The sequence below is a fragment of the Actinoplanes rectilineatus genome (genome assembly GCF_000962825.1).
Taxonomy (GTDB): Bacteria; Actinomycetota; Actinomycetes; order Mycobacteriales; family Micromonosporaceae; genus Actinoplanes; species Actinoplanes rectilineatus.
The window spans coordinates 15,415-41,341 of sequence record NZ_JZKF01000002.1; the positions used below are offsets into that span (position 1 = coordinate 15,415).

Consider the following 25,927-nt stretch of genomic DNA (forward strand, 5'->3'; position numbering starts at 1 on the left):
CCGGACACTATGCCCGGACCCACCGACAGTTCTCAGAGCTGGCTGGCTCCGGCCGCGACGACAACCGTTACAGTCGCGTTCGTGAGCGCAGATCAGGGTCTTGTCCGGGTGTCCGATTCGTCTGGCGTACGCCGTACCCGAGCCGGATCGATCATCGCGGATGACGGGGCAAATTACCAGGTCAAGTGGGATGACACCGGTGAGGAGGAGCATGTCCCGCGGGGCGCCGGCGTTGACGTCGCGACGAGGGGTTCGCTGCGTTTCCTGGCTCTGTCCGACTCCCGGCTGTTCCACGCCGTCTTCGCCCAAGAGCCCCTCGCGGTGGTTCTCCACCTGCTGGCCGAGTCGTCGGTCCCGCTGAAGGTGCGAGAGATCCGGGAGAGTCTGGCCGAGCTCGGTCTCCGGAACGAGACCTGGGCCCGGCACGGGCCCCGCGCCCTGGCGGTTCTGCCCAAGTGGCCGAATGTCGTCCGACGTCAGAAGGGCGACACTCTGGCCTACGTCTGGGTGGGGGACGACCTTCCCGAGCTTCCGGCAGAGGCCGAGCCTGAACCGGAGCCGGCACCTACGCCCGCGCCTATGTCGAAGTCTGCTCCTTCTCCCGTCAAGCCGATCGTGACGGCTGCGACACCGGCCGAACCGGCGGTGCCGTCTGCCGAGCGCCTTCGGCGCCAGATGAGCGCCGCGCGGAGCCTCGGCGAGGTTGCTCGCCTGCTCACGCTTCCGAGAGAGTTCGTGGCTGAGCTGTCGCCGGAGGTGGTCGCCTCCGCGCTCCGCCGGATCGCCGCTGAGGATCGGCTGGTCGCGGGCTTGCTCGACGCCCTGACCGCCTCCGGGCCGATCGGTGCGCTGACCGAGGAACTGGCGACGGCCCGGGCGGTGAACGCCGCACTCCAGAGCCGGGTCGATGAGCTGGAGGAGTGGTGGACGGCCCTTGAGCAGAGCACCGATCCGGGCGCCGCAATCCGTCAGCCGGGTAGCTGAGGAGCTTCGAGGGCATCGGAACGGGCGCGAATCACCGTCGAGCGGTTGACCCGCAGGGCCGCGACATCGACCATCCGCTGGCGGATAAGCACCTGCACAGCAGGTGGAGCCCGGCGAGCCCGCTCCGCCGGGCGGGACGCGCGGTCTTCGCCGACCTGCTCGAACGGGGCCTCGACCCCGCACAACTGCACCTGCATGGCCGAGACGTACGCCGTACTTTGCCGGCATTTTAAATGCGCCGCATGAGGTCGATGGCGCGATGCCTGACCGATTTCGTGGGCAGGGAATGACTCGAGGTCGTCAACCCGGCCCGGACCGGGAGCAACGTGCCTCGAACCTGAGCGCTCCGGCCCCCACGGTGGAGGCAGTCCGGGCCGGGTTCATCGACTCGCCGAACAGCTCGGACCATCGCTGAGCATCTACGCTGTAGGCGACAGCCACCGCCGCTTTCGGGTCCACACAACCATCGAGGCTCAGCGGTGGCTGCTTGCTGTCCACGGACAAAACCGCACCGTCACAGCAGCTCAGAACGGATCTCCTGCTGGAGTGCTAAACGGGCGAGGTCAGTTCGAAGGCCACCGTGCCGGTCGGCACGCCGTTCACCTGCAGGGAGACGCCGTGCTCGCCGGGGTGGTAGCGGCGGGTGCTGATCGGACGGAACGAGTGGCGGCGCTCCAGCGTCAGTGTTTCGCCGGCGGCGAGCGTACAAACGGTGAGTTTGAAGGTTTTGGCGCTTTGGCCGCCGTTGGCCTTGCGGTGATGGATTACGTAGTCGATGGCGAGCCGTGCCGGTTCCGGGCCTCGGTTGGTGACGGTGGCGCTGAACTGTAGTTCGCCGCCGAACGGGACGATGCTGTGGCTGAGGACCGGGCCGTCGGTTTTCACGGCCGTGGACCTGAAGCCGAGAAGGGCTAGGGCGCCTTGGTCGCCGCGCTTCACCAGGGTCCGTAACGCGTGCCGGACCAGACGGGTGGTGTGGGGGGAAGGGGGGGTCAGCCAACGGTCGGCGACCTCGACGACCAAGGCGGGATGGTCGCGGCTCAGGTCGTTGAGGTGGTTGGCGACGGAGCGGCGTACGTAGTCGCTGTCGTCCTGGTGGAGGGCGTCCAGGATCCCGGGGCGGGCCAGGATCTGCGGCACGCGCACCGCCCACGGCAGGTAGGGGCGCTGCCCGAGGCCGCGTTCCGGATGACTGCGGCGAGCCGGGCGTAGTCGCCGGGAATGTCCTGGAGAAGGGCGTCGCGGAGCAGGTCGGCGCGTTCCCGCAGGCTGAGTTCGGCCAGCCGGTCCGTGGCGGCGCGCAGGGCCGTGAGGTCGTTGCCTGGCGCACTGGCCGCGATGGCGGTGGTGAGCGCCCTCGCGGTCGGTGTGCCGATGAGTTCGTCAGCGAAAGGCATGTTCAGTCGACCTCCGTGTGGATCACGTCGAGGGTAGCGGTCCCCGGGGGCCACCCGATCGTGATAGACCAGTTTCAATGAAACAGCTGTGTAATGTTTCCGAAACGAGGTGGGCATGTCTGTCAGTCGTCGTGGTGTTCTGGTTGCCGGTGCGGGAGTCGCCGCCGGTTTTGCCCTTCCCCGGGCGGCGCGGGCCGGCCGGGCGAGCGTCCGGTTCCGGCTCGAGGCGCGGACGCTCGACGGTGGGGAGCAGGTCGTCGCGGTCACGTTGGCGACCGCGAAGCTCGGGCGGATCGATCCGGCGACGCTCACCAGCGGGACCTTCGCCGTGCACGCCACGGCCACGAGTCCGCTGGGTGCCGACGATGTGGTGCTCGGAACGTACGACATGGACCGGGTCGTGGCGGCCGCGCGGCTGGACCGGCACGGGGACGTCGTGCTGGAACTCGGCCATGCCGAGGGTCAGGCGGGTGGGGCGACGCTGGGCTGGGCCGCGCTGCGCGGGCGCAACGTCCGGCTGGTGCTGGAGTACACGATCACGCAGCTGGCGCCGCTGCGGCTGCGCGGCGGCCGGACGGTCACCGTCGACGACTTCGTGCAGGGTGACCTGGTCGATCCCGAAGTGGACGCTTTCGGCTACCACACCTCCAGGGACGGCTTGAAGTACCGGCTGTACGAGCCCGCACGAAGCGCCCGCCCCCGCCCGTTGGTGGTGTGGCTGCACGGTGGGGGAGAGGGTGCATCGTTGCCGGACTACTACGACAACGAGACGCAACTGCGGGCCAACCGGGGCGCCCTCGGGTTCGTGACCGCCGAGGGGCAGCGGGCGTTCGGCGGCGCGTACGTCGTGGCCCCGCAGAGCACCTCCTTCTGGCTCGAGGACGGCGACCGGTTCGCCCCGCAGATCCGCGCGGTCATCGACGAGGTGGTGCGCCGCCACCGGGTCGACGCCAGTCGCATTCACGTGGTCGGGTGCAGTAACGGCGGTTACATGAGCCTCAAGGTGACCACCGTGTACCCGGAGTTGTTCGCGTCGTCGGTGCCGATCTGCGGTGTGGTTCAGGCGTTCCAGCCGGGTGGCCCTCGCATGATCACCGACGCGGAGCTGGCCGCGATCGGCACCCCGACCTGGCTGGTGGCCTCTCGTGACGATGACACGGTGGCGCCCGAGCCGAACACCGTGCACGCGCACGACCTGATCCCGGGGTCGCGGCTGTCCCTCTACGACCGCGTCGAGTGGGGTGGTTACCGGTTCCCCGGTCACTGGTCCTGGATCTATGTCGGCCGCAACGACCCGCGCGTCGGCGGTGAGCGCATCTGGCAGTGGATGGCGAGGCAACGTTCCGAATGATGCGCGGCCATCTTTTGCATACTTAGGCAAAAGTTGACGCTGATCCATATGAAGACATGGACACGTCGATCGATGGCTTCTACTGTGTGTCGCACGTAACAGGTCGGTAACTCAGCGTTGAGGAGTTGCGCGTGCGTATCTCAGTCGACCCGCCCTACCTGCGACTTCTGCAGATGCTCCGGGACGAGGGGCCCCTCTCCCGGGCCGAGCTCGCGGACCGCCTCGAGCTGACCCGGCCGCGGCTCCTCGCCGAGGTGGAACGGCTCGTCGGCGCCGGGTACGTCGCTGAGGCCGGAATGGCCGCCTCTCGCGGGGGCCGGCGGTCCACCCTGGTGGAGTTGCAGCCGCGTCTGCGGTTCGCGGCCGTCGACCTGGGCGCCAGCTCCATCGACGTCGAGGTCGTCAACGGCCGGCTCGAGCCCGTCGCGGCGTACACCGAGGCCGCCGACATCCGGTCCGGGCCGAAGAACATCGTGCACCGGGTCAACGAACTGCTCGCCAAGGCTCGTATCGACGGCGCCTACGAACGCCTCGACGGCATCGGCATCGGGGTGCCGGGGCCGGTCAGTTTCCGCGACGGTGTGCCGGTGTCGCCGCCGATCATGCCGGGCTGGGACCGGTTTCCGGTGCGCGAGCTGATGGCCCGGGAGCACGGTTGTCCGGCGGTGGTGGACAACGACGTGAACATCATGGCGATCGGTGAGCGGCACGGGGGAGTGGCGCACAGCGTCGACGACTTCCTGTTCATCAAGATCGGCACCGGGATCGGCTGCGGCATCCATCTCCACGGCGACGTCTACCGGGGCACCGACGGTTGTGCCGGGGACATCGGCCACATTCAGGTCGACCCGCAGGGCCCGGTCTGTTCCTGTGGCAACACCGGTTGTCTGGAGGCGGTGTTCAGCGGTGTGGGCCTGGCCCGCGACGCGACCGCCGCAGCCCGGTCCGGCGCCTCGCCCGCGCTCGCTGAACGGCTCGCGGCGAACGGAGTGCTCACCGCCCGGGACGTCGCCGACGGCGCCGCCGAGGGGGACGTGGCCTGCATCCGGCTGATCCGCGACGGCGGGCACCGGCTCGGCTCGGTGCTCGCCTCGCTGGTCAGTTTCGCCAACCCGTCGATGATCGTGATCGGCGGCGGGCTGGCCCACCTCGGTCACCTGCTGCTGGCCGAGATCCGCAGCGCCGTCTACCGCCGCTCCCTGCCACTGGCCACCGGGAACCTGCCGGTCGTGCTCTCCGAGCTGGGCTCGCGTGCTGGAGTCACCGGTGCTGCGGTGCTGGCCAGCCACGTGGCTTTTGAGCAGGCGTCATGACAGCCGATGTCGTCCTGCGGCTTACCGACCTGGTCAAGACCTTTCCCGGGGTACGCGCACTCGACGGTGTCCAACTGGAGGTGCGGGCCGGGGAGGTGCACTGTCTGCTCGGGCAGAACGGCGCCGGTAAATCCACCCTGATCAAGGTGCTGGCCGGCGTCCACCGCCCCGACGAGGGAGTCGTCGAGTGGCTCGGTGAGCCGGTCGCCTTCGCGAACCCGCAGGCCGCGATGAAGGCCGGCATCGCCACCATCTACCAGGAGCTGGACCTGGTCGAGGACCTGACCGTCGCCGAGAACGTGTTCCTCGGGCACGAGCCGCGCCGCGCCGGGTTCGTCCGCCGGGGGCACGCCGCGGCGCGTACCCGGGAGATCCTCGGACGTCTCGGCCACGGTGAGATCCCGCCGCGCCGCCCGGTGCACAAGCTGCAGGCCGCCGCGAAGCAGATCGTCAGCATGGCCCGCGCGCTGTCGCACGACGCCCGGCTGCTGATCATGGACGAGCCGAGTGCGGTCCTGGCCCACGACGAGGTGGCGAACCTGTTCCGGATCATCCGGGAGCTGACCGCCCAGGGCATCGCGGTCGTCTACATCTCGCACCGGCTGGAGGAGATCCGGACCATCGGCGACCGGGTGACCGTCCTCAAGGACGGCCGCACCACCGCCGCCGGGCTGCCGGCCGCGCAGACCCCGACCGCCGAGCTGGTCAGCCGGATGACCGGGCGCACCATCGAGTACGTCTTCCCGCCCCGGCCGCCGGAGAAGACCGGGCAGAAGGAACTGCTGCGGGTGGTGAACCTGAGCCGCGGAGGCGAGTTCAGCGGCGTCTCGCTGACCGTCGCCGCCGGGGAGATCGTCGGGATCGCCGGTCTGGTCGGCTCGGGCCGTTCGGAACTCCTCGAAACCGTCTACGGCGCCCGCCGTCCCGATGCGGGCACGGTCACCGTCGACGGCCGCCGGCTGACCCCGGGCAGTGTCGGCGCGGCCGTCCGCGCCGGGCTGGGCATGGCCCCCGAGGAGCGCAAGAGCCAGGCGCTGCTGCTCGGCGAGCCGATCTACCGCAACGTGACCCTGTCCACCTTCACCAGGCTGGCCCGGTTCGGTTTCACCAGCGCCCGCCGCGAACGCGAGTCCGCCGGCCGGGTGACGAGGTCGCTCGACCTGCGGCCGGCCGACGTCGACCGCCGGGTGCGCACGCTGTCCGGCGGTAACCAGCAGAAGGTGGTCGTCGGCCGGTGGCTGCTCGGCGGCACCCGCCTGCTGATCCTCGACGAACCGACCCGTGGTGTGGACGTCGGCGCCCGGGCGGAGCTGTACCGGGTGATCCGGGATCTGGCCGCCGACGGGGTGGGCGTGCTGCTGGTCTCCAGCGAGGTTCCGGAGGTTCTCGGGCTGGCGGACCGGGTGCTGGTGATGCGGGAGGGCCGGCTGGTGCGCACCGCGGCCGCCGGCGAACTCGACGAAGACACCGTCCTCGATCTCGTGATGGCGGGATCGCTCATGGAAGGGGCGCCCGCGTGACCGCCACAGCGGTGAAGAGCGACGTCAGACGCCGATGGGCCGGCGAGAACAGCGAGAACACCACGCGAAACCTGGTGCTGCTCGGGGTGCTGGCGGCGCTGATCGCGATCGGCGCGATCACCCGGCCGCAGCTTTACAGCGACTCCACCTGGGTCTGGAACAACGTCCTCTCCATTCTGCAACTGGCCTCGGTGATCGGCGTGGTCACCGTCGGCATGACCTTCGTGATCATCGGCGGTGGCATCGATCTGTCGGTCGGGGCGATCGTGGCCCTGGCCGGGGTGTGGGCCACCACCGTCGCCACCCAGTCGTTCGGCGCCGGCGGCATGATCTTCACCGCGGTGGCGGTCGGACTGGGCGTCGGGCTCGTCAACGGGCTGCTCATCGCGTACGGAAAACTGGTGCCTTTCATCGCCACCCTGGCGATGCTGGTGGCGGCCCGCGGCCTGGCCGCGCAGATCTCCGGCAAGCAGACCCAGATCTCCGAGAGCGCCGTGATCAACGGCATCGCCAGCACCAAGATCCTCGGTATCCCGCTGCTGGTCTACATCCTCGCGGTGGTCGCCGCGGCCGGATGGGTGCTGCTCAACCGCACCACGTTCGGCCGGCGCACGGTCGCCGTCGGTGGCAATGCCGAGGCCGCGCGTCTGGCGGGCATCGACATCAAGAGACACACCATGCTCCTGTACGGGCTGAGCGGGCTCTGTTGCGGCCTGGCGGCCATCATGTTGACCTCGCAGGCCACCTCGGCGCAGGCGGCCATGGCCAACCTGTACGAGCTGGACGCGATCGCCGCCGCCATCATCGGCGGGACGCTGTTGAGCGGCGGACGGGGCACCATCGTCGGCTCGCTGCTCGGCGTGATCATCTTCGCCACCATCACCAACCTGTTCGCCATCAACGGGCTGTCCACCGAGGCCCAGAACATGGTCAAGGGCGGCATCATCATCGCCGCCGTCCTGGTTCAGCAGTTCCGGTTCGACGCCGTCACCCGGCTTCTCGGCCGCATCAGGAACTGAGTTCCGGCCGGCCGCCGGGTCCCGTGCGCCCTTCTCTCGCTCCATCCATACCGATATATCGGGAGAAAAGATGACTCAGAGCAGTCGCGACCTGTCGCGGCGCCGCCTGTTGCTCGGCGGGGCCGCACTCGGCGCGGGAACCCTTCTCACCGCGTGCACCAGCAACGAGGCCGAGCCGAACGACGCCCAGATCAAGACCGGCGGGTCCGAGGCGGCCGGTGGCAACGCCGCGCCTGGCACCGAGGTCGTGATCGGGTTCTCCGCCCCGGCCGCCGACCACGGCTGGCTCGGCGCGATCATCACGAACGCGAACGCGAAGGCGCAGGCGCAGGCGTACCCGGATGTGGAACTCAAGGCCGTCGAGTCGGGTTCGGACGCCGCCACCCAGCGGGCCGCCCTGGCCACCCTGCTCGGGCAGAAGCCGAACGTGATCGTCCTGCTGCCGCACGACGGCAAGGAGCTCAACGCGTTCGGCCTGGAGGCGATGGCCGCCGGGATCCCGGTGGTGAACCTGGACCGGGCCTTCCCCAGCGCCCGCGCCTACCGCACCCAGATCCTCGGCGACAACTACGGCATGGGGGTGGCCGCCGCCGACTACGTCATCGCGCAGATGAAGGCGAAGGGCGTGGCCGCCCCGATCATCGGGGAGATCGCCGGGATGGACGAACTGGAGCTGACCCAGACCCGGTCGAAGGGGTTCACCGACACCCTGGCCGCCGCCGGATTCGAGGTCGCCAACCGGCGGGCCGCCCGGTTCACCGTGGACTCCGGTCAGCAGGAGGCGTCCCAGCTGCTGCAGGCGTTGCCGAGGATGGACGCGCTCTGGAATCACGACGACGACCAGGGCGTGGGTGTGCTGGCGGCACTGAGCCAGGCCGGCCGCAAAGAGATGATCATGGTGGGTGGCGCCGGCTCGAAGAAGGCGATCGAGTCGATCCAGGCCGACGACTCGCCGTTGAAGGCGACGGTCACCTACAGCCCGTCGATGGCGTCCTCGGCGATCTCCCTGGCCCGGCTGATCGGGCAAGGGAGGGGCCTCGGCGACCTGGTCGAACTCCAGGTGCCCAAGGAGATCGTGCTGGCCTCGGAGACCGTCACCAAGGACAACGCGAGCGCGTACCTGAAGCTCGGTTTCTGACCGCACCGGAGGGGGAGACCCATCTTGTCCACGCAGACCACGGACCTGCGCATCGGCATGGTCGGCTACGCGTTCATGGGCACGGCGCACTCACAGGCGTGGCGCACCGTGAACCGCGTCTTCGACCTGCCGCTGCATGCCCGGATGACGGCGGTCAGCGGCCGGGATCCGGGCAAGGTCGCCGCGGCGGCCGCCCAGCTCGGCTGGCAGGAGCACACCACCGACTGGCGGTCGCTGATCGCCCGGGACGACATCGACCTGATCGACGTCTGCACCCCCGGCGACAGTCACGCCGAGATCGCCATCGCGGCCCTGGCCGCGGGCAAGCACGTCCTCTGCGAGAAACCCCTCGCGAACACGATCGACGAGGCACGTGCGATGGCCGCGTCGGCGGCCCGTGCGGCGGCCGTCGGCGTCCGGGCGATGTGCGGGTTCAACTACCGGCGGGTGCCCGCCGTCGCCCTGATGCGCCGGCTGATCGCCGACGGCAGACTCGGCGAGATCCGGCACGTCCGCGCGGTCTACCTGCAGGACTGGATCACCGACCCGCAGTTCCCGCTGGTCTGGCGGCTGCAGAAGGACAGGGCGGGCTCCGGCGCGCTGGGTGACATCGGCGCGCACATCATCGACCTCACCCAGTACGTCACCGGCCGGCGTATCACCGGAGTCAGCGCGCTGACCGAGACGTTCGTCAAGGAGCGCCCGCAGGCGGCCGGCGGGCTGGGCACGGTCACCGTCGACGACGCCGCGCTGTTCGTGGCCCGCCTCGACGGTGGCGCCATCGCCACCTACGAGGCCACCCGGTTCGCCACCGGCCGCAAGAACGGTCTCCGGGTGGAGATCAACGGTTCGCGGGGCTCGGTGGTCTTCGACTTCGAGCGGATGAACGAACTGGAGTTCTACGACGCCGCCCTCCCCTCGGACGAGCAGGGCTTCAGCCGGATCCTGGTCACCGAACCGGACCATCCGTACGTCGCCGCCTGGTGGCCGCCCGGCCACCTCATCGGGTACGAGCACTCCTTCACCCACCAGGCTCGCGACCTGATCGAGGCGATCGCCACCGGCGGCCCGATCACACCGTCGTTCGCCGACGCGCTCCAGGTGCAGCTGGTGCTGGACGCCGTCGAGCGGTCCGCCGCCCTGGGTTCCTGGTCGGAGGTGGAACCGGCGCTGACCGGGATCGCCGTCTGACCGCCGTCTGTCGCCGCCCGCGAGTGCGAAGGCTCGATGTCCCGGTGAGTCCCCCGCGACCGAGGTGAAGGCCCTGCTGTGGGAACCGTCCGGAAGCCGAAGGAGCTGATGAGAGTGGCACGACCGATCACCCTGTTCACCGGCCAGTGGGCCGATCTGCCGTTCGACCAGGTGTGCCGGCTGGCCTCCGAGTGGGGCTACGACGGTCTGGAGATCGCCTGCTGGGGTGATCACTTCGAGGTCGACAGGGCGCTCGCCGACGACGGGTACGTCGACCGCAAACGCGAGCAGCTCGCCGAGTACGACCTGCGGGTGTACGCGATCAGCAACCACCTGGTCGGCCAGGCGGTCTGCGACCATCCGATCGACGAGCGGCACCGGGACATCCTGCCGGCCCGGATCTGGGGCGACGGCGAGCCCGAGGGGGTACGCCGACGGGCCGCCGACGAGATCAGGGACACCGCCCGGGCGGCCGCGAAACTCGGGGTGAACACCGTCGTCGGGTTCACCGGGTCGTCGATCTGGCACACCGTGGCCATGTTCCCGCCGGTCCCGCCGTCGATGATCGAACGGGGGTACGCCGACTTCGCCGACCGCTGGAACCCGATTCTGGACGTGTTCGCCGAGGTGGGGGTCCGGTTCGCGCACGAGGTGCACCCGAGCGAGATCGCCTACGACTACTGGACGACGAAGCGGACCCTGGAGGCGATCGGGCACCGGCCGGAGTTCGGCCTGAACTGGGACCCGTCGCACTTCGTGTGGCAGGACCTGGATCCGGTGAATTTCATCCTCGACTTCGCCGACCGGATCTATCACGTGGACTGCAAGGACGCGAAGGTGCGCACCGGTGACGGGCGCCGCGGCCGGATGGCCTCGCACCTGCCGTGGGCGGACCTGCGGCGGGGCTGGGACTTCGTCTCGACCGGTCACGGCGACGTGCCGTGGGAGGACTGTTTCCGGGCGTTGAACACGATCGGCTACGACGGTCCACTGTCGATCGAGTGGGAGGACGCGGGCATGGACCGGCTCGTCGGCGCGCCGGAGGCGTTGCGGTTCGTCCGCGGGCTGGCGTTCGACGCGCCATCGTCGGCGTTCGATGCGGCGTTCTCGTCGAACCGTTAAGGCTTTTCTCAGATCGCGCGGAAGTTCAAGTGTTTCATAAAGATGTCCTACTAGTGACGAACGTGAATGCAATGTAACGTCCGGAAAGAACGTCGTTCTGCGTGAAAAGTTGCCGACCGCGGGGGTGCCGCGGTCATCCGCGTTCATCACCGAAACCGGAGGCACATCGACCATGCCTGAAATCAGCCGACGTCATCTCTTCGGCGTTGCCGCCGCCGCCGGCGCGTCCACCGCCCTCGGCACGCCCGCGTTCGCCGGTGCCGGATCGCAGCCCGGAACCGCCCACCGGGTACCCCGCGAACAGATCAGCGTGCAGCTCTACACGCTGCGCAACCAGCTCGCCGTCAACCTGGAGACCACCTTCACCGAGCTGGCCGCGATCGGGTACCGGCGGGTCGAGCACGCCGGGTTCGTCGGGCGCACCGCCGCCCAGTTCCGGGCCGCCCTCGACAACGCCGGCCTGAAAGCCACCTCCGGGCACGCCGGCATCCCGCAGCCGTGGAACGCCGACACCTGGAAGCGCACCCTCGAGGACGCCGCGATCGTCGGCAACGAGTTCATCGTCCACCCGTACTTCGGCGCCGGCGCGAACGGGCCGGTCCGCGACGCCGCCGTCTACCGGGCCTTCGCCGCGGACCTCGACAAGGCCGGTGAACTGGCCCGCCGCGCCGGTCTCAGCTTCGGGTACCACAACCACCAGAACGAGTTCGTCCGCCAGAACGGCACCAGCCGGACCGGGTTCGACATCCTCACGAGCGAGACCGATGCGAAACTCGTACACCTGGAAGTGGATCTGTATTGGGCGTGGCGCGGCGCCGCCGACCCGGTCGACCTGATCGAGCGCCACCGCCGGCGGATCAAGCAGGTGCACGTCAAGGACATGGACGTGACCAGCGGCTTCGCCGACCCCGGCACCGGGCTGATCGACTTCGAGCGGATCTTCCGGCGGGCCGCCGACGCCGGCCTGGTCGAGTACATCGTGGAGCGCGACGACGCGGGCAGCCCGCCCCGCACCCCGGCCCAGGCGCTGGACACCGCCCGGGCCGGCTACCGGTACCTCGCCGGACTGAGGTTCTGACATGCGTGGACTTCTCGCGGCCGGTGCCGCCGCCCTGCTCGTGCCGGCCGTGCCCAGCCCGGTGCATGCCGCCCCGCCGCCGGACAGCGACTTCCAGAAGGTGACCCTCGACGACTTCCCGGGCGAGCCGATGGCCCTGGCCGTGCTGCCCGACGGCCGGGTGCTGCACACCGCCCGCAAGGGCCAGGTCCGCATCCACGAGCCCAGCACCGGCCGTAACGTGCTCGCCGCGACCATCCCCGTCTACCTGCACGACGAGGAGGGGGTCCAGGGCATCGCCGTCGACCCCGACTTCGCGAAGAACCAGTGGGTGTACGTCTATTACAGTCCGGTCCTGAACACCCCGGCCGACAACCCGGACACCCCGGTCAACGAGGGTGACGCACCGTTCGACGGCACCGCAGCCGACTTCGCCCCGTACAAGGGGCACCTGCAGCTGTCCCGGTTCAAGCTGCGCGGCAACACCCTCGCGCTCGGCAGCGAGCAGAAGATCCTGCAGGTTCCGGTCGACCGGGGCATCTGCTGCCACGTCGGCGGCAAGATCGATTTCGACGGCGACGGCAACCTGTACCTGTCCACCGGGGACGACACCAACCCGTTCTTCTCCGGCGGCTACACCCCGATCGACGAGAGCCCCGGGCGCAACCCGGCGTTCGACGCCCAGCGCAGCTCGGCCAACACCGACGACCTGCGTGGCAAGCTGCTGCGGATCACGGTCAAGCCGAACGGCTCGTACACGGTCCCGAGCGGCAACCTGTTCCGCAAGGGCACCGCGAAGACCCGCCCGGAGATCTACGCGATGGGTCTGCGCAACCCGTTCCGCTTCGACGTCGACGACAAGACCGGCGTGGTCTACCTGGCCGACTACTCACCCGACGCCAAGGAACCCGATCCGGCGCGCGGACCGGTCGGGCACGGCCGCTGGATGGCCGTCGACAAACCCGCCAACTACGGCTGGCCGTACTGCGTGTCGCCGGACCTGCCGTACATCGACTACGACTTCGCCACCGGCACCTCGGGCGCGCCGTTCGACTGCGCGAACCCGGTCAACGACTCGCCCAACAACACCGGGCTGCGCCGACTGCCGCCGGTGGAGAAGGTCGAGGTCGTCTACAACTTCGGGGCCGGCGCGGAGTTCCCCGAGCTGGGCGCCGGTGGCGTCGGCCCGATGGGTGGGCCGGCCTACCACTTCGACAAACGCAACAAGTCGCCGTTCCGGTGGCCGGCCGACTTCGCCGGCAAGCCGCTGTTCTACGAGTGGACCCGCGACTACATCAAGGCGTTCAGCCTGGACCGCCGCAACCGGGTCACCGACATCGCGTCGGTGCTGCCGTCGATCGTCTTCGACAACCCGATGGACCTGGAATTCGGTCCGGACGGCGCCCTGTACGTTCTGGAATACGGCGACGGATACTTCGCCGAGAATCCCGAGGCGCAGTTGGCCCGGGTCGATCACGCGCCGAAGAACAAGACCCCTATCGTGAGGACAAGCGGCAGTCCGACGGTCGGATCGGCACCGTTCACCGTCGACTTCTCCAGCGCGGGAACCGTCGATCCGGACGGCGACCGGCTGCGGTACGCGTGGGACTTCGACGCCGACGGCCGGGTCGACTCCCGGCAGCCGAACCCGTCGTACACGTACCTCGAGAACGGTGACTACCGGGCCACCCTGAAGGTCACCGACTCCACCGGCCGGTCCGCCTCCGCGGAGTTCCTGCTGCACGTCGGACCGGTGGCGCCCACGGTGTCGTTCGTGACGCCGGTCGCCGGGCAGGACTTCGCCTTCGGCGACACCGTCGCCTTCGCGGTGAACGTGGTCGACGACGCCCCGGTGAACTGCGCGAACGTCGAGGTGACCTACATCCTCGGCCACGACCAGCACGGCCACCCGCTGTCCACCGCGTCCGGCTGCACCGGCTCGATCACCACCTTCGTCGACCCCGGTCACGAGGGCGCGGAGGGCCTGAACGCGGTGTTCGTCGCCGAGTACACCGACGCCCAGGGCCAGACCGGTTCCGCCCAGGTCGTTCTGGCGCCCACCGGCGACTGAGGAGAACGAAAGCCTGCACCTGGCCGAGTTCGCCCGGGTCTGCCCGGCCGAGGCGCTGCTGCTCGGCGCCTGCCCGGCTGACCCGGGCCCGCCGGCATGGCTTCCGCGTCGGTGACTGTCCGGACCGGTCAGCCGGTTGCGGCGGTGCGGGCCCGATGCCGGAACACGTGCCGGTAGGACTGGGGCGACACACTGATGATCCGCCCGAAGTGCTGGCGCAGGCCGGCGCTGGTGCCGAAGCCCGCCCGACGGGCGATCTGCTCCACCGTGTCGTCGGTGGTCTCGAGCAGCTCCTGCGCCAGCCGCACCCGCTGCTCGAGCAGCCACTGCAGGGGGGTGACGCCCAGCTCGTCGCGGAACCTGCGGGCGAACGTGCGGGCGCTCATGTGCGCCCGGCCGGCCAGGTCGGCCACCGCGAGCGGCTGGTCCAGCCGCTCGCGGGCCCAGGCCAGCACCAGCCCCAGGTCACCACGCTCGTCGGCCCGGATCGTGGGCTGCACGAACTGTGCCTGACCGCCCTCGCGGTGCGGCGGCACGACCATCCGGCGGGCGGTCTCGTTGGCCGCCGCCGCGCCGTGGTCACGCCTGACCAGGTGCAGGCAGAGATCGATCGCCGCGGCCGTGCCGGCTGAGGTGAGCACCGACCCCTCGTCCACGTAGAGCACCCGCGCGTCGACGGTCACGGCCGGATAGCGGTACGCCAGGTCGTGGGCGTTCAGCCAGTGCGTGGTGGCCCGGCGGCCGTCGAGCACACCGGCCGCGGCCAGCACGTATGCGCCGGTGCAGATCGACACGATGCGCCTGCCCGCCGCGTGGGCCCTGCGGACCGCGTCGACCAGCGCGGCCGGCGGGTCGATCTGTTTCGGACGGGTGCACGCCGGCACCAGCACCGTGTCGGCGGCCACCAGATCCTCGAGCCCGTATGCGGGGCTCACCGCCAGCCCGCCGGCAGTCCTCAGCGGACCCGGCTCGGCGGCGCACAGGCGCAGGTCGTACCAGGGGGAGGCGATGTCGCTGCGGTCGTTGCCGAACACCTCGACCGGCACCGACAACTCGAAGATCGGCATGCCGTCGGTCACGGCGACCGCCACCACATGAGGCGCCATGGCAGGAATCTAGCGCATCCCGACGTTTCTGCCACTATCCACGATGGATCGACCTGACGAGAGTAGGCGCCATGAGCGAATCAACTGCCCAGTCGCCCGGCGGCCGCCTGAACACCATCCAGGGCACCGCACTGTACGTCGGCGCGGTGCTCGGCACCGGGGTCATCGCACTCCCCGCTCTCGCCGCCGAAGCCGCCGGGCCCGCGTCGCTGCTCGCCTGGCTCCTGCTGGTGGTCGCATCCGCGCCGCTCGCCTTCACCTTCGCCGCCCTCGGCGCCCGCCACCCCGACGCGGGCGGCGTGTCGACGTACGCACGCCTGGCCTTCGGCCATCGCGCCGCAGCCGTCGTGGGCTGGTGTTTCTACCTCGCCGTGCCGCCCGGCGCGGCCGCCGCGGCCCTGTTCGGCGGGGCCTACGTGTCCGCCGCGCTCGGTGGCGGCGCCACGACGACCGCGATCGCCGCATTCCTGCTGATGGTCGTCGTCACCGCCACCAACGCGTTCGGCGTCCAGCCGGCCGGCAAGGTGCAGCTCGCCGCCGCCGTCCTGCTGGTCACCTTCCTGATCGTCGCCGTGGTGGTGGCGATACCCGACGCGAACACCGCCAACCTGCGGCCGTTCGCCCCGCACGGCTGGGGTGCCGTGCCGACCGCCGCCGCCCTGCTGGTGTGGAGCTTCGTCGGCTGGGAGACGATCACCCACCTGACCGCCGAGTTCCGCCACCCGCGCAAGGACGTCCCCCGCGCCACCGCCGCGGCCATCCTCATCATCGGCCTGCTCTACCTGTCGGTGGCGTTCGCCATCATCGCGGTGCTCGGGCCGCGCGCCGCCGAGACGGACGCACCGCTGGGCGAGTTGATGGCCGTGGGCCTCGGTGGCAACGCCAGGATCCTGGCCGCCGTCGCCGCGCTGCTGCTCACGTTCGGCGCCATGAACGCCTACTACGCCGGCGTGGCCAAACTCGGCTCGGCGCTCGGTCGCGACGGCGCACTTCCGGCGTGGCTGTCGCGGGGCAGCCAGGCCGGCCAGGTCCCGCGCCGCAGCCTCGGGGTCAACGCGCTGCTCTCCTTTCTCTCCCTGGGCATCGTCGTCGCGACCGGGTTCGGCGCGAAGCCGCTGGTGCTGCTGACCACCGGTTCCTTCGTGACGGTGTACGCGGTCGGCATCTTCGCCGCGCTGCGCCTGCTCCCGAAGGGCAGCGCGGGACGAGCCACCGCCTACGCGGCCTGCGTGGTGGTCCTGGCGTTGCTCGCGGTGACCGGCGTCTACCTGTTGTGGTCGCTGTTGGTGATCGGTGGGGCTCTGCTCTATCTGCGCGTCAACCGCAGCCGTGTCGCACCCGGCGTCGCGGTGGACACGGCGTCCGGGACTGGTCACCGGATCCGCGGCCGCTCGGCGCGCCCTTCCGCTTCTGCTCAGCGGGGGTGGTGCGGGTTCACCTCGAGGCGTTCACGGTGCGAACAGCCGAGGGCCGACACGAAACGGCGGCCCGGCTGAATCAGCCGGGCCGCCGTCATCGCAAGGCGGTGGATCAGAGCGGGCGGATGTTCTCCGCCTGCGGGCCCTTCTGGCCCTGGGTGACGTCGAACTCGACCTTCTGGTTCTCGTCGAGGCTGCGGTAGCCGCTCGACGCGATCGCGGAGAAGTGGGCGAAGACGTCGGCGCTGCCGTCGTCGGGGGCGATGAAGCCGAAGCCCTTGTCAGCGTTGAACCACTTCACGGTACCTGTAACCATTGTCTGCTCCTTCGCAGGCTGCTGGAGGCCGCACTGTGCGGACTCGCTTGCCGCTGCGTTGATCACCCGCGTCGGAACCGACTAAAAAACGAAAAGCGCCTGCTTGGGTTCAGATAACCCCAACAGGCGCCGAAAACGTCTACGGAAATCAAAACTGCAACAAGATCACCGTAGCACGGCCGGTTGCCCCGCGTCGATGGGGGTGCCGGTCCGAGCGGGTTCGGCCGGCGCGAGGGCCGGCCCGTCGCCGACCGGACGTGCTCCGGGCGAGTCCGCTGCTCGCCCGGAGCACCCGTCACGCCCGGGTGGCCAGCCCCAGGCTCCGGATCAGCAGCGAGTCCATCGTTCGCGCTGGTAACAGCCGGGAGGTGACGATGAGGGCACGGGAGCCGACCAGGTAGCGGGTTCGGGGCCGGGCCGCGGTCAAAGCCCGCTCCACGGCGGCGGCGACGCGGTCCGGGTCGCCGGCGGTGGCTTCGACCTTCCGGTTGGTCGCCAGCAACGCGTCCATGGTGGGGCCGTAGCGTTCCTCGGCGGCCCGCCCCAGAGCCGTACGGTCCGCGAGCGCCGCGGCCTCGGTGGCGTCACGGTTGCGGGACCTGAACGTGCCGGGCTCGATCACGACGACCGGGATCCGCCACGGCCGCAACTCCTGGCGCAGGGCGTCGGCGACGGCCTCCACGGCCTGCTTCGACGCGCAGTACGCCCCGTGCAGCGGGATCGTCACGCGCCCGGCGGAGGAACTCATCATCACGATGCGCCCGTGCCCGGCCCGGATCGCGGGCAGGAAAGCCTGGGTCACCGCGACTGTCCCGACGACGTTGACGTCCAGCTGGGTCCGCAGGCGGTCGAGGGGGAGATGCTCCAGCGGGCCCACGAAGGTGACACCCGCATTGTTGACCAACCCGTCGAGGCGGCCGACGCGGGCGGACGCGTCGGCCAGCTGCGCCGGGTCGGTGACGTCCAGCAGCAGGGGGCGTACGCGGGGATGGTCCGGGGCGTCGGCGGTGCGGCGCACGCCGGCGAGCACGTCATGGCCGCGGGCGGCGAGCCGGAGAACGGTTGCCCGGCCGATGCCGCTGGAGGCCCCTGTCACGAGGTATGTCGCTGTCACGAGAAACCATGGTCACCGGTGGAGCCGTCTCTCGTGATCATGTGAGCGGATCCCGGGCCGGGTGGTGGCAGTCGCTGTCGTAGGCTTCGCGGATGCGCTGGGATGCCGAGGAGAACCGGGTCCGGATCCTGGCCGCCGCTCGCGCGGTGTTCTCCGAGGTGGGCGAGGACGCGCCGATGATCCGGGTCGCCCGCCGCGCACGGCTCTCCGTCGCCACCCTGCGCCGGCGGTTCCCCACACGCGACGACCTGACCGTCGCCGACTTCCGGCTGCTGATCGCGGGGAACAGGGGTGTGGTGGCGGCCGCGGGGACGGATCCCGCCGTCGCCTCGCGCCGCTACGTCACACACATGCTCCGTTCGTTCGCCTGAGCCGGGACGTCCCATGGGCACCGGTGGGCTCGCGGGTGGCCCTCGCCGTCGCCCAGCCTGGCAGCGGTGATGGGCCGGTGCGGTACTCGGCGAACACGATCGGTGATCGCTCCGCACCCGAAGGAGTGTTCATGAGTGACCTGTGGCGGCAACTGGATCACAGCCGTGCGATGGACGGCCGCTACACACGGATCATCAGCGACCGGCCGCACCTGGCGGGTCTGCTGACGGGCCTGCGGGACAATCATCGCGCCCACGCGGCGGAACTGGCCACGGCCATCGCTGCCGAGATCCGTGATGACAGCGATGCCGTGGTGGTGGCGGGCCTGCTGCGAGAGGAGACGGCAGGGGCGGCGGAGGCGGTCGGCGCCTGCATGTCGGCCGAGCCTCGGCATGCCGCGCTGTTCGGCAGCATCGCCGCTGCCCTCGCGACACACCGTGCGGTGTTGGAGGATCTCCCTTGATCACGGCCGAGCCATGACCGTGTGGCCGGGCCGCCCCGGCGGGCGATCCACACCGTCGTGGCCGAGGTCGTCAGGACCGCGGCGCCACCCGCGGCGAGCGGAGGGCGACGAAACGCACATGGGTGCGAACGTCGAAACCCATCGATTCGTAGAGCCGGATCGCCGCGGTGTTGCCGTCGATGACGTGCAGGAAGGGAATCTCGCCCCGGCTGCGGATGCCGTGCGCGACTGCCCGGACCAGCCGCGCCGCCAAGCCCTGTCCCCGGACCGCGGGATCGGTGCAGACCGCGCTGATCTCGGTGTACCCCGGTGGCCGGAACCGTTCACCGGCCATGGCTACCAGGCGACCGTCCCGGCGGATGCCGAGGTAGGAGCCGAGTGCGATGGTGCGGTCACGGAACGGCCCGGGCCTGGTCCGGGCGACCAGATCGAGGATGTCGGGCACGTCCGCGGGGCCGAGGGGGACCGCTTCGGGATCCGGTTCGGTCCGCATGCCGGCGCCGGTGTACTGGATGCCGTGCAGGGTGCCGGTACGGGTCCAGCCGGCGGGCGGTGCCGTCAGCCGGTCGAGGAGCAGTGTCTCCGTGCCGGGGGTGGTGAGCGCGGCCAGCCCGGCCCAGGCGGCCGGATCGCCGGTGTCGTCGAGGGCGCCGAACGGCGCGATGTCGTCCGGGTAGCGGACTGCGGATCCCGCCGTGTCGGCCAGCGCGGCGTGGGGGCCGCGAAGAGAGCTACCGACCGGGTCGTCCAGCACGGTGAAGTCGGTGATGGTGGTCAACTGTTTCCCTCCGTCGTTCGAACACCTGGCAGTCTTCGTTCGCCGGGTGCTCAGACGACAGGTCAGAAGCGGTCACCGACGGCCGGGGGCCGGTGCCGGCGTCCATCCGTGGTTCTCGACCGCGAGGTGCGGATCGAGGTGTGGTTGCCGTCTGCGCGACGGGGCGTCCGTACCTGATGAGACGGTCGTGGACGCGTACGCCGTGCGTGCCGCGGCGCGGGGCTGAGCGGGCCGTCACGGCCGCATGCCGTCCAGCTCCTGCTGCCACAGGGAACGGCAGATGCCGTCGACCGCGGCGCGGAGTCGCCGTTTGAAGGTGCTCTCGGCCACGCCGAGCCGTTCCGCCGCGACGGCGTACGGGATCCGCCTGCCGAAGTAGGCGACGCGGAGAGCCTCGTGGGTGTCGTGCAGACGCCGGTCCGCACCGAGTTCGGCGGCCGCTCGCTCGATGACCCGCCGCAGCCCGGTCACCGGGTCACCGTGTTCCGCGGCCACGACCCGGGTCCGCAGCAGCGGGCTCGCGGCGAGTCGTACCGGATCGTCGAGCACACGCAGCGCCTGGCGTACCCCTTGGGTGAATGCGTCGGCGGTGAGCACGGCGAGCGGCGGCGGCCAGGGCGCGGCACCGTCCAGCACTCGCTGGTCGAGCGTCCTGCTCCAGGTACTGACCGGCACGGTACGCCAGTCGTGGGTGTAGAGCCGCCGGCCCTGGTGGAGGCCCGGCAGTTCGGTGAAGCCGAAATAGTCCAGGAACCGGTGCCAATCCGCGGAGGCCGGGATCGCCACGTACGTGGCGGCCAGCCGGGGCGTCGTGAACAACTGCGCCGTGACCCGGAGGATTCCCAGGTCGGTGGCGGGCGACGGCTGGTAGTACCGCTGTGGCGAGACCAGGAAGCGCACCACGTTGAAACGTTCGCCGGGCCGCAGGTCGGCGGTGTCCCGTAGGTGGCGGCGGGCGTCTCCGGCCACCGGGTCGGTGTCGGACGCGTCGTCGTCGCCGTTCAGGAGCAGGCAGCCGACGAAACCGGTGAGCCGGCCCGTGACGGTGTGCCGGTGCACGTGGAACGCTTCGGGCTGCCGGTCCGACCAGAACGCGACCGCTTCGGCGCCCGCCGGTCCCTCGGCGCTGGCGGCGAGCTCCATCAGGGCGGCGCGGTCGTCCGGGTGGTACGGCTCCTCCCGCAGGCCGTCGTGCGGCCATGATCGCAGGTGGGGGCCGGAGCCCTCGGCGCGGTGATGGAGGTGGGTCAGCGCGGCCACGATCGGCAGTTCGGCGGCGCCGGTCACGGTGCGCAGCCGTCCGGTGAAGTGGCGGCGGATGCGAGCGTGCAGCTTCCGGTAGCCCTCCGGGTCGCGCCAGCGCAGGTCGTCGTCGAGGTGGCGGCGTACCGGCTCGTGCGGTACGAGCCCGTGTCGTCCGGCCTCGATGAACGGTTGCTCCCGCAGCCAGTCGAACAGCTCCTCGCCACCGTCACCGGTGACCTCGCGCAGCAGGCCGGCTGTCGTGTGGTGGGCGTGCGCGCAGACGTCCAGAGCAAGCTGATGTGCCGCGCTGGGCGCAACGCCGACGACTCGGCCGAGCAGGGTGGCAGAGGGGTCGACCGGAGGGGCACGCCGGGTCGCGAGGGCCAGGGCCAGCGGATACCCGGCGGCGTGCCGGAGCAGGCGGTGCCGTGACGCCGGTGGCACACCGTGCCGGTCGAGTATCGAGGAGGCCTCGGCGTCGGACAGCCAGGGCAGGGCGATCACCCGGAGCAGATCGGTCCACCCCGGGTCGGCCGCCCAGAGGGGGTCCGGTGGCCGACGGCAGGCGATCACCACGCGTACCTCCGCGCTCAGGTGCGGAAGGAACGTCTGCCAGAGCCATCCGGCGAGGGGATGACACAGTTCGAAGCTGTCGATCAGCAGGACGGTGCGCCGTCGCCATCCGGATGCCGCGGCCGACGCCCACAGGCCGTGGGTGGTCGGTGCGACGGTCCGGCAGTCGACCGACCTCACCGGGAAGCCCGCGGCCTCGGCGATGTCCGCGTACCGCCGCAGCAGCATCGTTTTGCCGATGCCACCGGGGCCGTGCACGTACATGACCCGGGCCGGGTCCCTGTCGTCGAGCATGGCCCGGAACCGGTCGATTTGGGCGTCCCGGCCGACGAACGACGTCCGGGCGGTCGCCCTCAGCCGTTCGGCCCATGTGTTGATCATCAGTCCCTCGATGTGCGCTGCCGCTCTGGTCGAGCGCCACCGTGCACCGGCGGACTGTTCAACGGTCAGGTCATTCGTTGTTCACTACGCCGGGTTCTCCGTGCGTAGCGGTTTCCTGTGCCCAGAGGCGGTCCGCCACCCGTTCCGTAGCGCGGGTCACATGCCGCCGGTATGTCGTCATGGGCAGCCGCAGCCGTGCCGCGGCGGCCTCCTGCGACGGCAGGTCGTCGAAGTAGGTGACGCGCAGCGCCTCGGACTCCCGGCCGAGTCGCTCGACCGCTTCGTGCAGGAGCAGGTCCAGGGCGGCGACGGGGTCGGGTTCCGGGTGCTCGGCGACCAGCCGGGTGCCCAGCAGCGGATTCTCCGAGGTGCGTTGTGGGTCACGACGCGACCGGAGGGCGTCGCGGACCGCGGTGTCGAAGCCGGACCGGGAGAGGATCGTGTAGCCGCCGGCCGGGACGCCGTCCGGATCCGGACGGCGTCCGAAGAGATCCTCGGCGCCGACCGCGGCCAGCCAGCCGGACAGCGGCCGGGACCGCCAGTCGTGGCCGTAGAGCCCGCCCTGCGGCAACGTCGCCACCGACTCGTGCTGGGAGTACGTCATCAGCTCGTCCCAGAACGACGGATCCGACCAGAGTGTGTAGGTCCAGGCCGGTGCCGCCGTGAGATAGGTTCCGACGAGACGTTGCAGCGCCAGGTCCAGGATCGCGGACGGTCGCTGGTAGTGGACCGGGTCGATGATGAACCGGGCGATCTCGATGTGTTCGCCGTCACGCAACGGTGCGGTGTGACGAGTGTGCTCCCAGGCGGCTGCCGTGACCGGGTCGGAGGCGGCGAGTCGTTCGTCGGCCGGCCCGAAGCGGAGCCGGGTGAGGAATCCGGCGGGCTCGTCGGTGTCGCAGCGGCGGTGGACGTGGAAGGCGTCCGGCTGGTGCCGCAGCCAGTGATCGACCAGTGTGACGGATTCCGGGCCTTCGGCACGGCGGGTCAGGTCGAGCAGCGCTGTTCGGTCCCCGGGGCGTACCGGCGTCTCGGTGACCTCCCCGCACCCGGTGAAACGGTAGTAGCGGCGTTTGATCCGCCCGTTACGGTGCAGGTAGTTGACGGCGTCCACCCGGTGCAGCAGCGAGCCGGGGGCCGCCGTCCGCACTTCCTGGACCAGATGTTCGAGCATCCTCCGGTGCATCGCCCGGTACTGCTCGGGATCACGCCACCGCAGATCGGTGTCGAGTACGTCGCGGATCATGTCGTGCGGCCGGAGGCCGTCACGGCCCTCCTCGATGTAGGGCTGGACCCGGAGCCAGCGGAAGATCGGCTCGGTGTCCCGGTCCGGGAGGGCGGCCCGTAAGAGCGCCTCCGTCGTTCCGCGGGCGTGTGCGCAGATGTGCAGGGCCTGCCGGTGCGCCGGTGACGGGACATCTTCGATCAGCCGGCGGAGCAGGGCCGAGGTGACGTCCTGCGACGGCTGCCAGACGCCCTCTCGCAGGGTCACCTCCGCGGCGAGGGAGAGCGCGAGCGGGTGACCGTTGGCGTAGGCGATCAACGGTGGCTGCTGTTCGGGCGGGACCCCACGGGCGCAGAGCAGCTCCGCCGATTCCGCCGGGGTGAGACCGCTGATGGACAGCACCCGTACCAGCGGGAACCAGCCGGGATCGGTCCGCCAGGCGAGATCCAGCGGGCGGCGGCCGGCCAGAACGACGACCGCCCCGTCGGGCAACCGGGGCAGGAACCGCTCTCGGAGCCAGCGTTCCAGGCCCTGACAGTGTTCGAAAGCGTCGATCAGCAGTACCGGACGGTCAGCGGTGAGCGCACCGGCGGCCTCCGCCTCGAACGCGGCGGGCCCGCCGGTGACCGCCGTCCCGTCGACCTCGATCGCGGGCCGTCCCGCAGCGGACGCCATGTCCGTGAAACGGCGCAGCAGCGCCGACTTGCCGATGCCGGCGGGACCCTCCAGATACAGCAGGACGGGAGCGCCGGGCGTTCCCGCGAGCGCCGTGCGGAACTCGTCCAACTGGGGATCGCGGCCGGTGAAGGTGGTGCTGCGGGTCTCTCTGAGCCGGTCCGCGAGACGGCGTGGCGGTGGATCGTCGGTCACGGACACGACGGCCATCGTATGCCCGTGTCGCGGGCCACCCGGCCGGTGGTCCAGGCGGGTGGACGGAGAACGGCGGGGAATCGGACGCTGATCGGCCCGGATCGGCGGTGTTCCGGTCTGGGATCGGCCGGCCCGGTCGCGAAGGCTGGACACCGCATGGCCGTGACCGGTTCGTGCACAGCAATCATGAGGAGTGACATGAGCAAGGCCTACGTCAGCGCGGTCGTCCCGGGAGAGGCCGCCGACGTCTGGGCGGTGATCCGGGACTTCGACGGACTCGCCGCCTGGCATCCGGGAATCGCGAGCAGCGAGATCACCTCGGGTCATCCGTCCGCGGTCGGGGCGGTCCGCGCCGTGAGGTTCGCCGCGACCCCGGCCGGAACCGGGGAACGGCTGACCATGCTCGACGACACCCGCCGGACGCTGGGCTACGAGGTCATCGAGCACCCGTTCCCGGTCCGCCGGATCGACGCGGTGATGCGGGTCCACCCGATCACCGACAGTGGTCACGCCTTCGTCGAGTGGTGGGCCGACCTCGACGTCGACGCCGCCGACGAACCCGGGAGCGTCGACTTCGTCATCGGCCTCTACGGCGCCGGCCTCACCGCTCTGCGCGATCGGTTCACGGCATGAGCGCCCCGGACGGCGCCACCTTCGGCGAGCCGCTGCTGGGCAGGACCGTACTGGTGACCGGCGGGGGCCGGGGGATCGGGGCGGCGATCAGCCGACGGCTGGCACGTGCCGGCGCCCGGGTCGCGTTGCTCGGCAGCGGGGCCGATCATCTCGCCCGCCTGGCCGGCGAACTCCCGCACGACCCGACCGTGATCCACATGGACCTTTCCCGGCCCGACGCCCCGGTGGCCGCGCTGCGGGAGGTGATCGCCCGGTTCGGCCGGCTCGACGTCCTGGTCAACAACGCGGGCTTCGGTACGTTCGGATCGAGTGACGAGGTCACCCCGGAGGCGTTCGACGCGTTCATGGCCGTGAATCTGCGGGCTCCGCTGCTGCTGGCCGGGCATGCCGCCCGGCACATGGCGGACAACGGTGGCGGCAGCATCGTCAACATCTCCTCCGGCATCGGGGCGACCGGTAACACCGGTTGGATCCTCTATGCCACCGCCAAGGGCGGCATCGAGGCGGCCACCCGTACCCTCACCGCGGAATGGGGCCCGCACAACGTGCGCTGCAACGCCGTGCGGCCGGCTCTGATCCGGACCTCCGACGCCTGGCCCCCGCCGGGCTGGGACGAGACGGTGCGGGACGGCTACCTGCGGGATGTTCCGTTGCGGCGCATGCAGGAAGCGGCCGACGTCGCCGAGGCGGTGCTCTTCCTGGCGAGTGACGCCGCCCGCAACGTCAGCGGCGCCTTCCTTGATGTCGACGGTGGCTGGGGTGCGGTCAAGCCGTCGGTCGTGGGCGCCGACATCTGACCCGGATCCGAGCCGGACGGGCGCCCGGCACGGTTCAGTGTCCGGACCGACACGGAAGGCGGTGACCGGCCGAAGGATGGACGCCATGATGATCACGATTGCGCTGCTGGTAGGTGTCGCCGGCGGGGGGATGCTGCTCGTCGCCCGATTTCTACGGCGGCGGACGCGGTCCGTGCCGGAGCATCCGGTGGACGTCGCGGACCTGAACGCCGAGGTGCTCAGCACAGCCGCGGGCCAGGGCGATGTCGCCGCCGTCCGGATCTACCGGCGCCGTACCGGGGCCGGTCTGCGGGAGGCCAGGGACGCGGTGGACCGGATAGTCCGGGAAAATCGTGACGTAGAGCCACATTAAGAGTGTCGCCGAATCGGTCACGGCGGCGGGTGCCGCCGTGACCGTGATACTCCTGCGCCCGACCGGCGCCGTCGGTACCCGGCGGTACGGCGCCGCACCATCGGCCCTCCTCGCCCGAGTG

General features: G+C 70.6%; 24 protein-coding genes. 16 read left to right on the plus strand and 8 right to left on the minus strand.

Annotated elements, in window-relative coordinates; translation table 11 throughout:
- Positions 1 to 81 precede the first annotated feature (81 nt).
- A complete protein-coding gene (locus WH85_RS01355; RefSeq protein ID WP_157410677.1) occupies positions 82 to 984 on the plus strand; it encodes a hypothetical protein in 903 nt (300 codons plus the stop codon).
- Here the strand turns inward: WH85_RS01355 and WH85_RS01360 are convergent.
- Together WH85_RS01360 and WH85_RS01365 are read right to left on the minus strand one after the other, a co-directional pair.
- Positions 969 to 1,181 (minus strand): hypothetical protein, encoded by a 213-nt coding sequence (locus WH85_RS01360; RefSeq protein WP_045739780.1) that lies wholly within the window; start codon positions 1,179 to 1,181, stop codon positions 969 to 971. The two genes, WH85_RS01355 and WH85_RS01360, sit on opposite strands and share 16 nt — an antisense overlap.
- 352 nt (positions 1,182 to 1,533) lie before the next feature.
- A complete protein-coding gene (locus WH85_RS01365) occupies positions 1,534 to 2,124 on the minus strand; it encodes a hypothetical protein (protein WP_052720070.1) in 591 nt (196 codons plus the stop codon).
- 372 nt (positions 2,125 to 2,496) lie between these two features.
- Between WH85_RS01365 and WH85_RS01370 the strand changes: the two genes are divergently transcribed.
- The 9 genes from WH85_RS01370 (at position 2,497) to WH85_RS01410 (ending at position 14,163) form a co-directional block, all read left to right on the plus strand.
- Positions 2,497 to 3,732 carry a prolyl oligopeptidase family serine peptidase gene (locus tag WH85_RS01370; RefSeq protein ID WP_045739781.1) on the plus strand — a complete coding sequence of 412 codons (1,236 nt, stop codon included), beginning with the start codon at positions 2,497 to 2,499 and terminating at the stop codon, positions 3,730 to 3,732.
- A gap of 131 nt (positions 3,733 to 3,863) precedes the next feature.
- A complete protein-coding gene (locus WH85_RS01375; protein ID WP_425394605.1) occupies positions 3,864 to 5,045 on the plus strand; it encodes an ROK family transcriptional regulator in 1,182 nt (393 codons plus the stop codon).
- Positions 5,042 to 6,565 carry a sugar ABC transporter ATP-binding protein gene (locus WH85_RS01380; protein WP_045739783.1) on the plus strand — a complete coding sequence of 508 codons (1,524 nt, stop codon included), beginning with the start codon at positions 5,042 to 5,044 and terminating at the stop codon, positions 6,563 to 6,565. The genes WH85_RS01375 and WH85_RS01380 overlap by 4 nt, the downstream gene beginning before the upstream one ends.
- 11 nt (positions 6,566 to 6,576) lie before the next feature.
- Entirely contained in the window at positions 6,577 to 7,584 is a 1,008-nt protein-coding gene (locus WH85_RS01385; RefSeq protein WP_245673788.1) for an ABC transporter permease, read from the plus strand.
- 70 nt (positions 7,585 to 7,654) lie between these two features.
- Positions 7,655 to 8,722 (plus strand): substrate-binding domain-containing protein, encoded by a 1,068-nt coding sequence (locus WH85_RS01390; RefSeq protein WP_045739784.1) that lies wholly within the window; start codon positions 7,655 to 7,657, stop codon positions 8,720 to 8,722.
- 57 nt (positions 8,723 to 8,779) lie between these two features.
- Positions 8,780 to 9,913 carry a Gfo/Idh/MocA family protein gene (locus WH85_RS01395; protein WP_211275257.1) on the plus strand — a complete coding sequence of 378 codons (1,134 nt, stop codon included), beginning with the start codon at positions 8,780 to 8,782 and terminating at the stop codon, positions 9,911 to 9,913.
- Between the two features lie 114 nt (positions 9,914 to 10,027).
- The gene (locus tag WH85_RS01400) at positions 10,028 to 11,035 is read left to right on the plus strand and encodes a sugar phosphate isomerase/epimerase family protein (RefSeq protein ID WP_045739944.1); all 1,008 of its coding nucleotides are present in this window, start codon (positions 10,028 to 10,030) and stop codon (positions 11,033 to 11,035) included.
- 172 nt (positions 11,036 to 11,207) lie between these two features.
- On the plus strand, positions 11,208 to 12,113 hold the full coding sequence (locus tag WH85_RS01405; protein ID WP_045739945.1) for a sugar phosphate isomerase/epimerase family protein: 906 nt from the start codon (positions 11,208 to 11,210) through the stop codon (positions 12,111 to 12,113).
- A gap of 1 nt (position 12,114) precedes the next feature.
- Complete coding sequence (locus WH85_RS01410) at positions 12,115 to 14,163, plus strand: PQQ-dependent sugar dehydrogenase (protein WP_052720071.1); 2,049 nt, start codon at positions 12,115 to 12,117, stop codon at positions 14,161 to 14,163.
- Positions 14,164 to 14,291: 128 nt separating this feature from the next.
- Here WH85_RS01410 and WH85_RS01415 read toward each other — a convergent pair whose 3' ends face one another.
- A complete protein-coding gene (locus tag WH85_RS01415) occupies positions 14,292 to 15,269 on the minus strand; it encodes a DJ-1/PfpI family protein (protein WP_045739786.1) in 978 nt (325 codons plus the stop codon).
- Positions 15,270 to 15,340: 71 nt separating this feature from the next.
- Between WH85_RS01415 and WH85_RS01420 the strand changes: the two genes are divergently transcribed.
- The gene (locus WH85_RS01420) at positions 15,341 to 16,765 is read left to right on the plus strand and encodes an APC family permease (RefSeq protein WP_083448710.1); all 1,425 of its coding nucleotides are present in this window, start codon (positions 15,341 to 15,343) and stop codon (positions 16,763 to 16,765) included.
- A 34-nt stretch (positions 16,766 to 16,799) separates the two neighbouring features.
- Here WH85_RS01420 and cspE read toward each other — a convergent pair whose 3' ends face one another.
- Both cspE and WH85_RS01430 read right to left on the minus strand, forming a co-directional pair.
- On the minus strand, positions 16,800 to 17,003 hold the full coding sequence (gene cspE, locus WH85_RS01425) for a transcription antiterminator/RNA stability regulator CspE (protein ID WP_045739787.1): 204 nt from the start codon (positions 17,001 to 17,003) through the stop codon (positions 16,800 to 16,802).
- Positions 17,004 to 17,298: 295 nt separating this feature from the next.
- The gene (locus tag WH85_RS01430; protein ID WP_083448711.1) at positions 17,299 to 18,117 is read right to left on the minus strand and encodes an SDR family oxidoreductase; all 819 of its coding nucleotides are present in this window, start codon (positions 18,115 to 18,117) and stop codon (positions 17,299 to 17,301) included.
- Positions 18,118 to 18,209: 92 nt separating this feature from the next.
- Here WH85_RS01430 and WH85_RS01435 point away from each other — a divergent pair, with 92 nt between their 5' ends.
- Both WH85_RS01435 and WH85_RS01440 read left to right on the plus strand, forming a co-directional pair.
- Complete coding sequence (locus tag WH85_RS01435) at positions 18,210 to 18,488, plus strand: TetR family transcriptional regulator (protein ID WP_052720072.1); 279 nt, start codon at positions 18,210 to 18,212, stop codon at positions 18,486 to 18,488.
- Between the two features lie 131 nt (positions 18,489 to 18,619).
- A complete protein-coding gene (locus WH85_RS01440) occupies positions 18,620 to 18,952 on the plus strand; it encodes a hypothetical protein (RefSeq protein WP_157410679.1) in 333 nt (110 codons plus the stop codon).
- 70 nt (positions 18,953 to 19,022) lie between these two features.
- Here the strand turns inward: WH85_RS01440 and WH85_RS01445 are convergent, their stop codons facing one another.
- The 3 genes from WH85_RS01445 to WH85_RS01455 all read right to left on the minus strand — a co-directional run bounded on the left by WH85_RS01445 (position 19,023) and on the right by WH85_RS01455 (position 24,030).
- Entirely contained in the window at positions 19,023 to 19,730 is a 708-nt protein-coding gene (locus WH85_RS01445) for a GNAT family N-acetyltransferase (RefSeq protein WP_045739789.1), read from the minus strand.
- Between the two features lie 234 nt (positions 19,731 to 19,964).
- Positions 19,965 to 21,929, minus strand: a complete 1,965-nt coding sequence (locus WH85_RS01450; protein WP_045739790.1) for an ATP-binding protein — start codon at positions 21,927 to 21,929, stop codon at positions 19,965 to 19,967.
- Positions 21,930 to 21,999: 70 nt separating this feature from the next.
- Positions 22,000 to 24,030, minus strand: coding sequence for an RNA polymerase sigma factor (locus tag WH85_RS01455; protein WP_157410680.1), 2,031 nt, complete (start codon positions 24,028 to 24,030; stop codon positions 22,000 to 22,002).
- A 192-nt stretch (positions 24,031 to 24,222) separates the two neighbouring features.
- On the opposite strand from WH85_RS01455, the gene WH85_RS01460 reads away from it, so the two are divergent.
- The 3 genes from WH85_RS01460 (at position 24,223) to WH85_RS01470 (ending at position 25,806) form a co-directional block, all read left to right on the plus strand.
- On the plus strand, positions 24,223 to 24,657 hold the full coding sequence (locus WH85_RS01460; protein ID WP_045739792.1) for an SRPBCC family protein: 435 nt from the start codon (positions 24,223 to 24,225) through the stop codon (positions 24,655 to 24,657).
- Positions 24,654 to 25,454 (plus strand): SDR family NAD(P)-dependent oxidoreductase, encoded by an 801-nt coding sequence (locus WH85_RS01465; protein ID WP_045739793.1) that lies wholly within the window; start codon positions 24,654 to 24,656, stop codon positions 25,452 to 25,454. The genes WH85_RS01460 and WH85_RS01465 overlap by 4 nt, the downstream gene beginning before the upstream one ends.
- A gap of 85 nt (positions 25,455 to 25,539) precedes the next feature.
- Positions 25,540 to 25,806, plus strand: a complete 267-nt coding sequence (locus tag WH85_RS01470) for a hypothetical protein (RefSeq protein ID WP_157410681.1) — start codon at positions 25,540 to 25,542, stop codon at positions 25,804 to 25,806.
- Positions 25,807 to 25,927 lie beyond the last annotated feature (121 nt).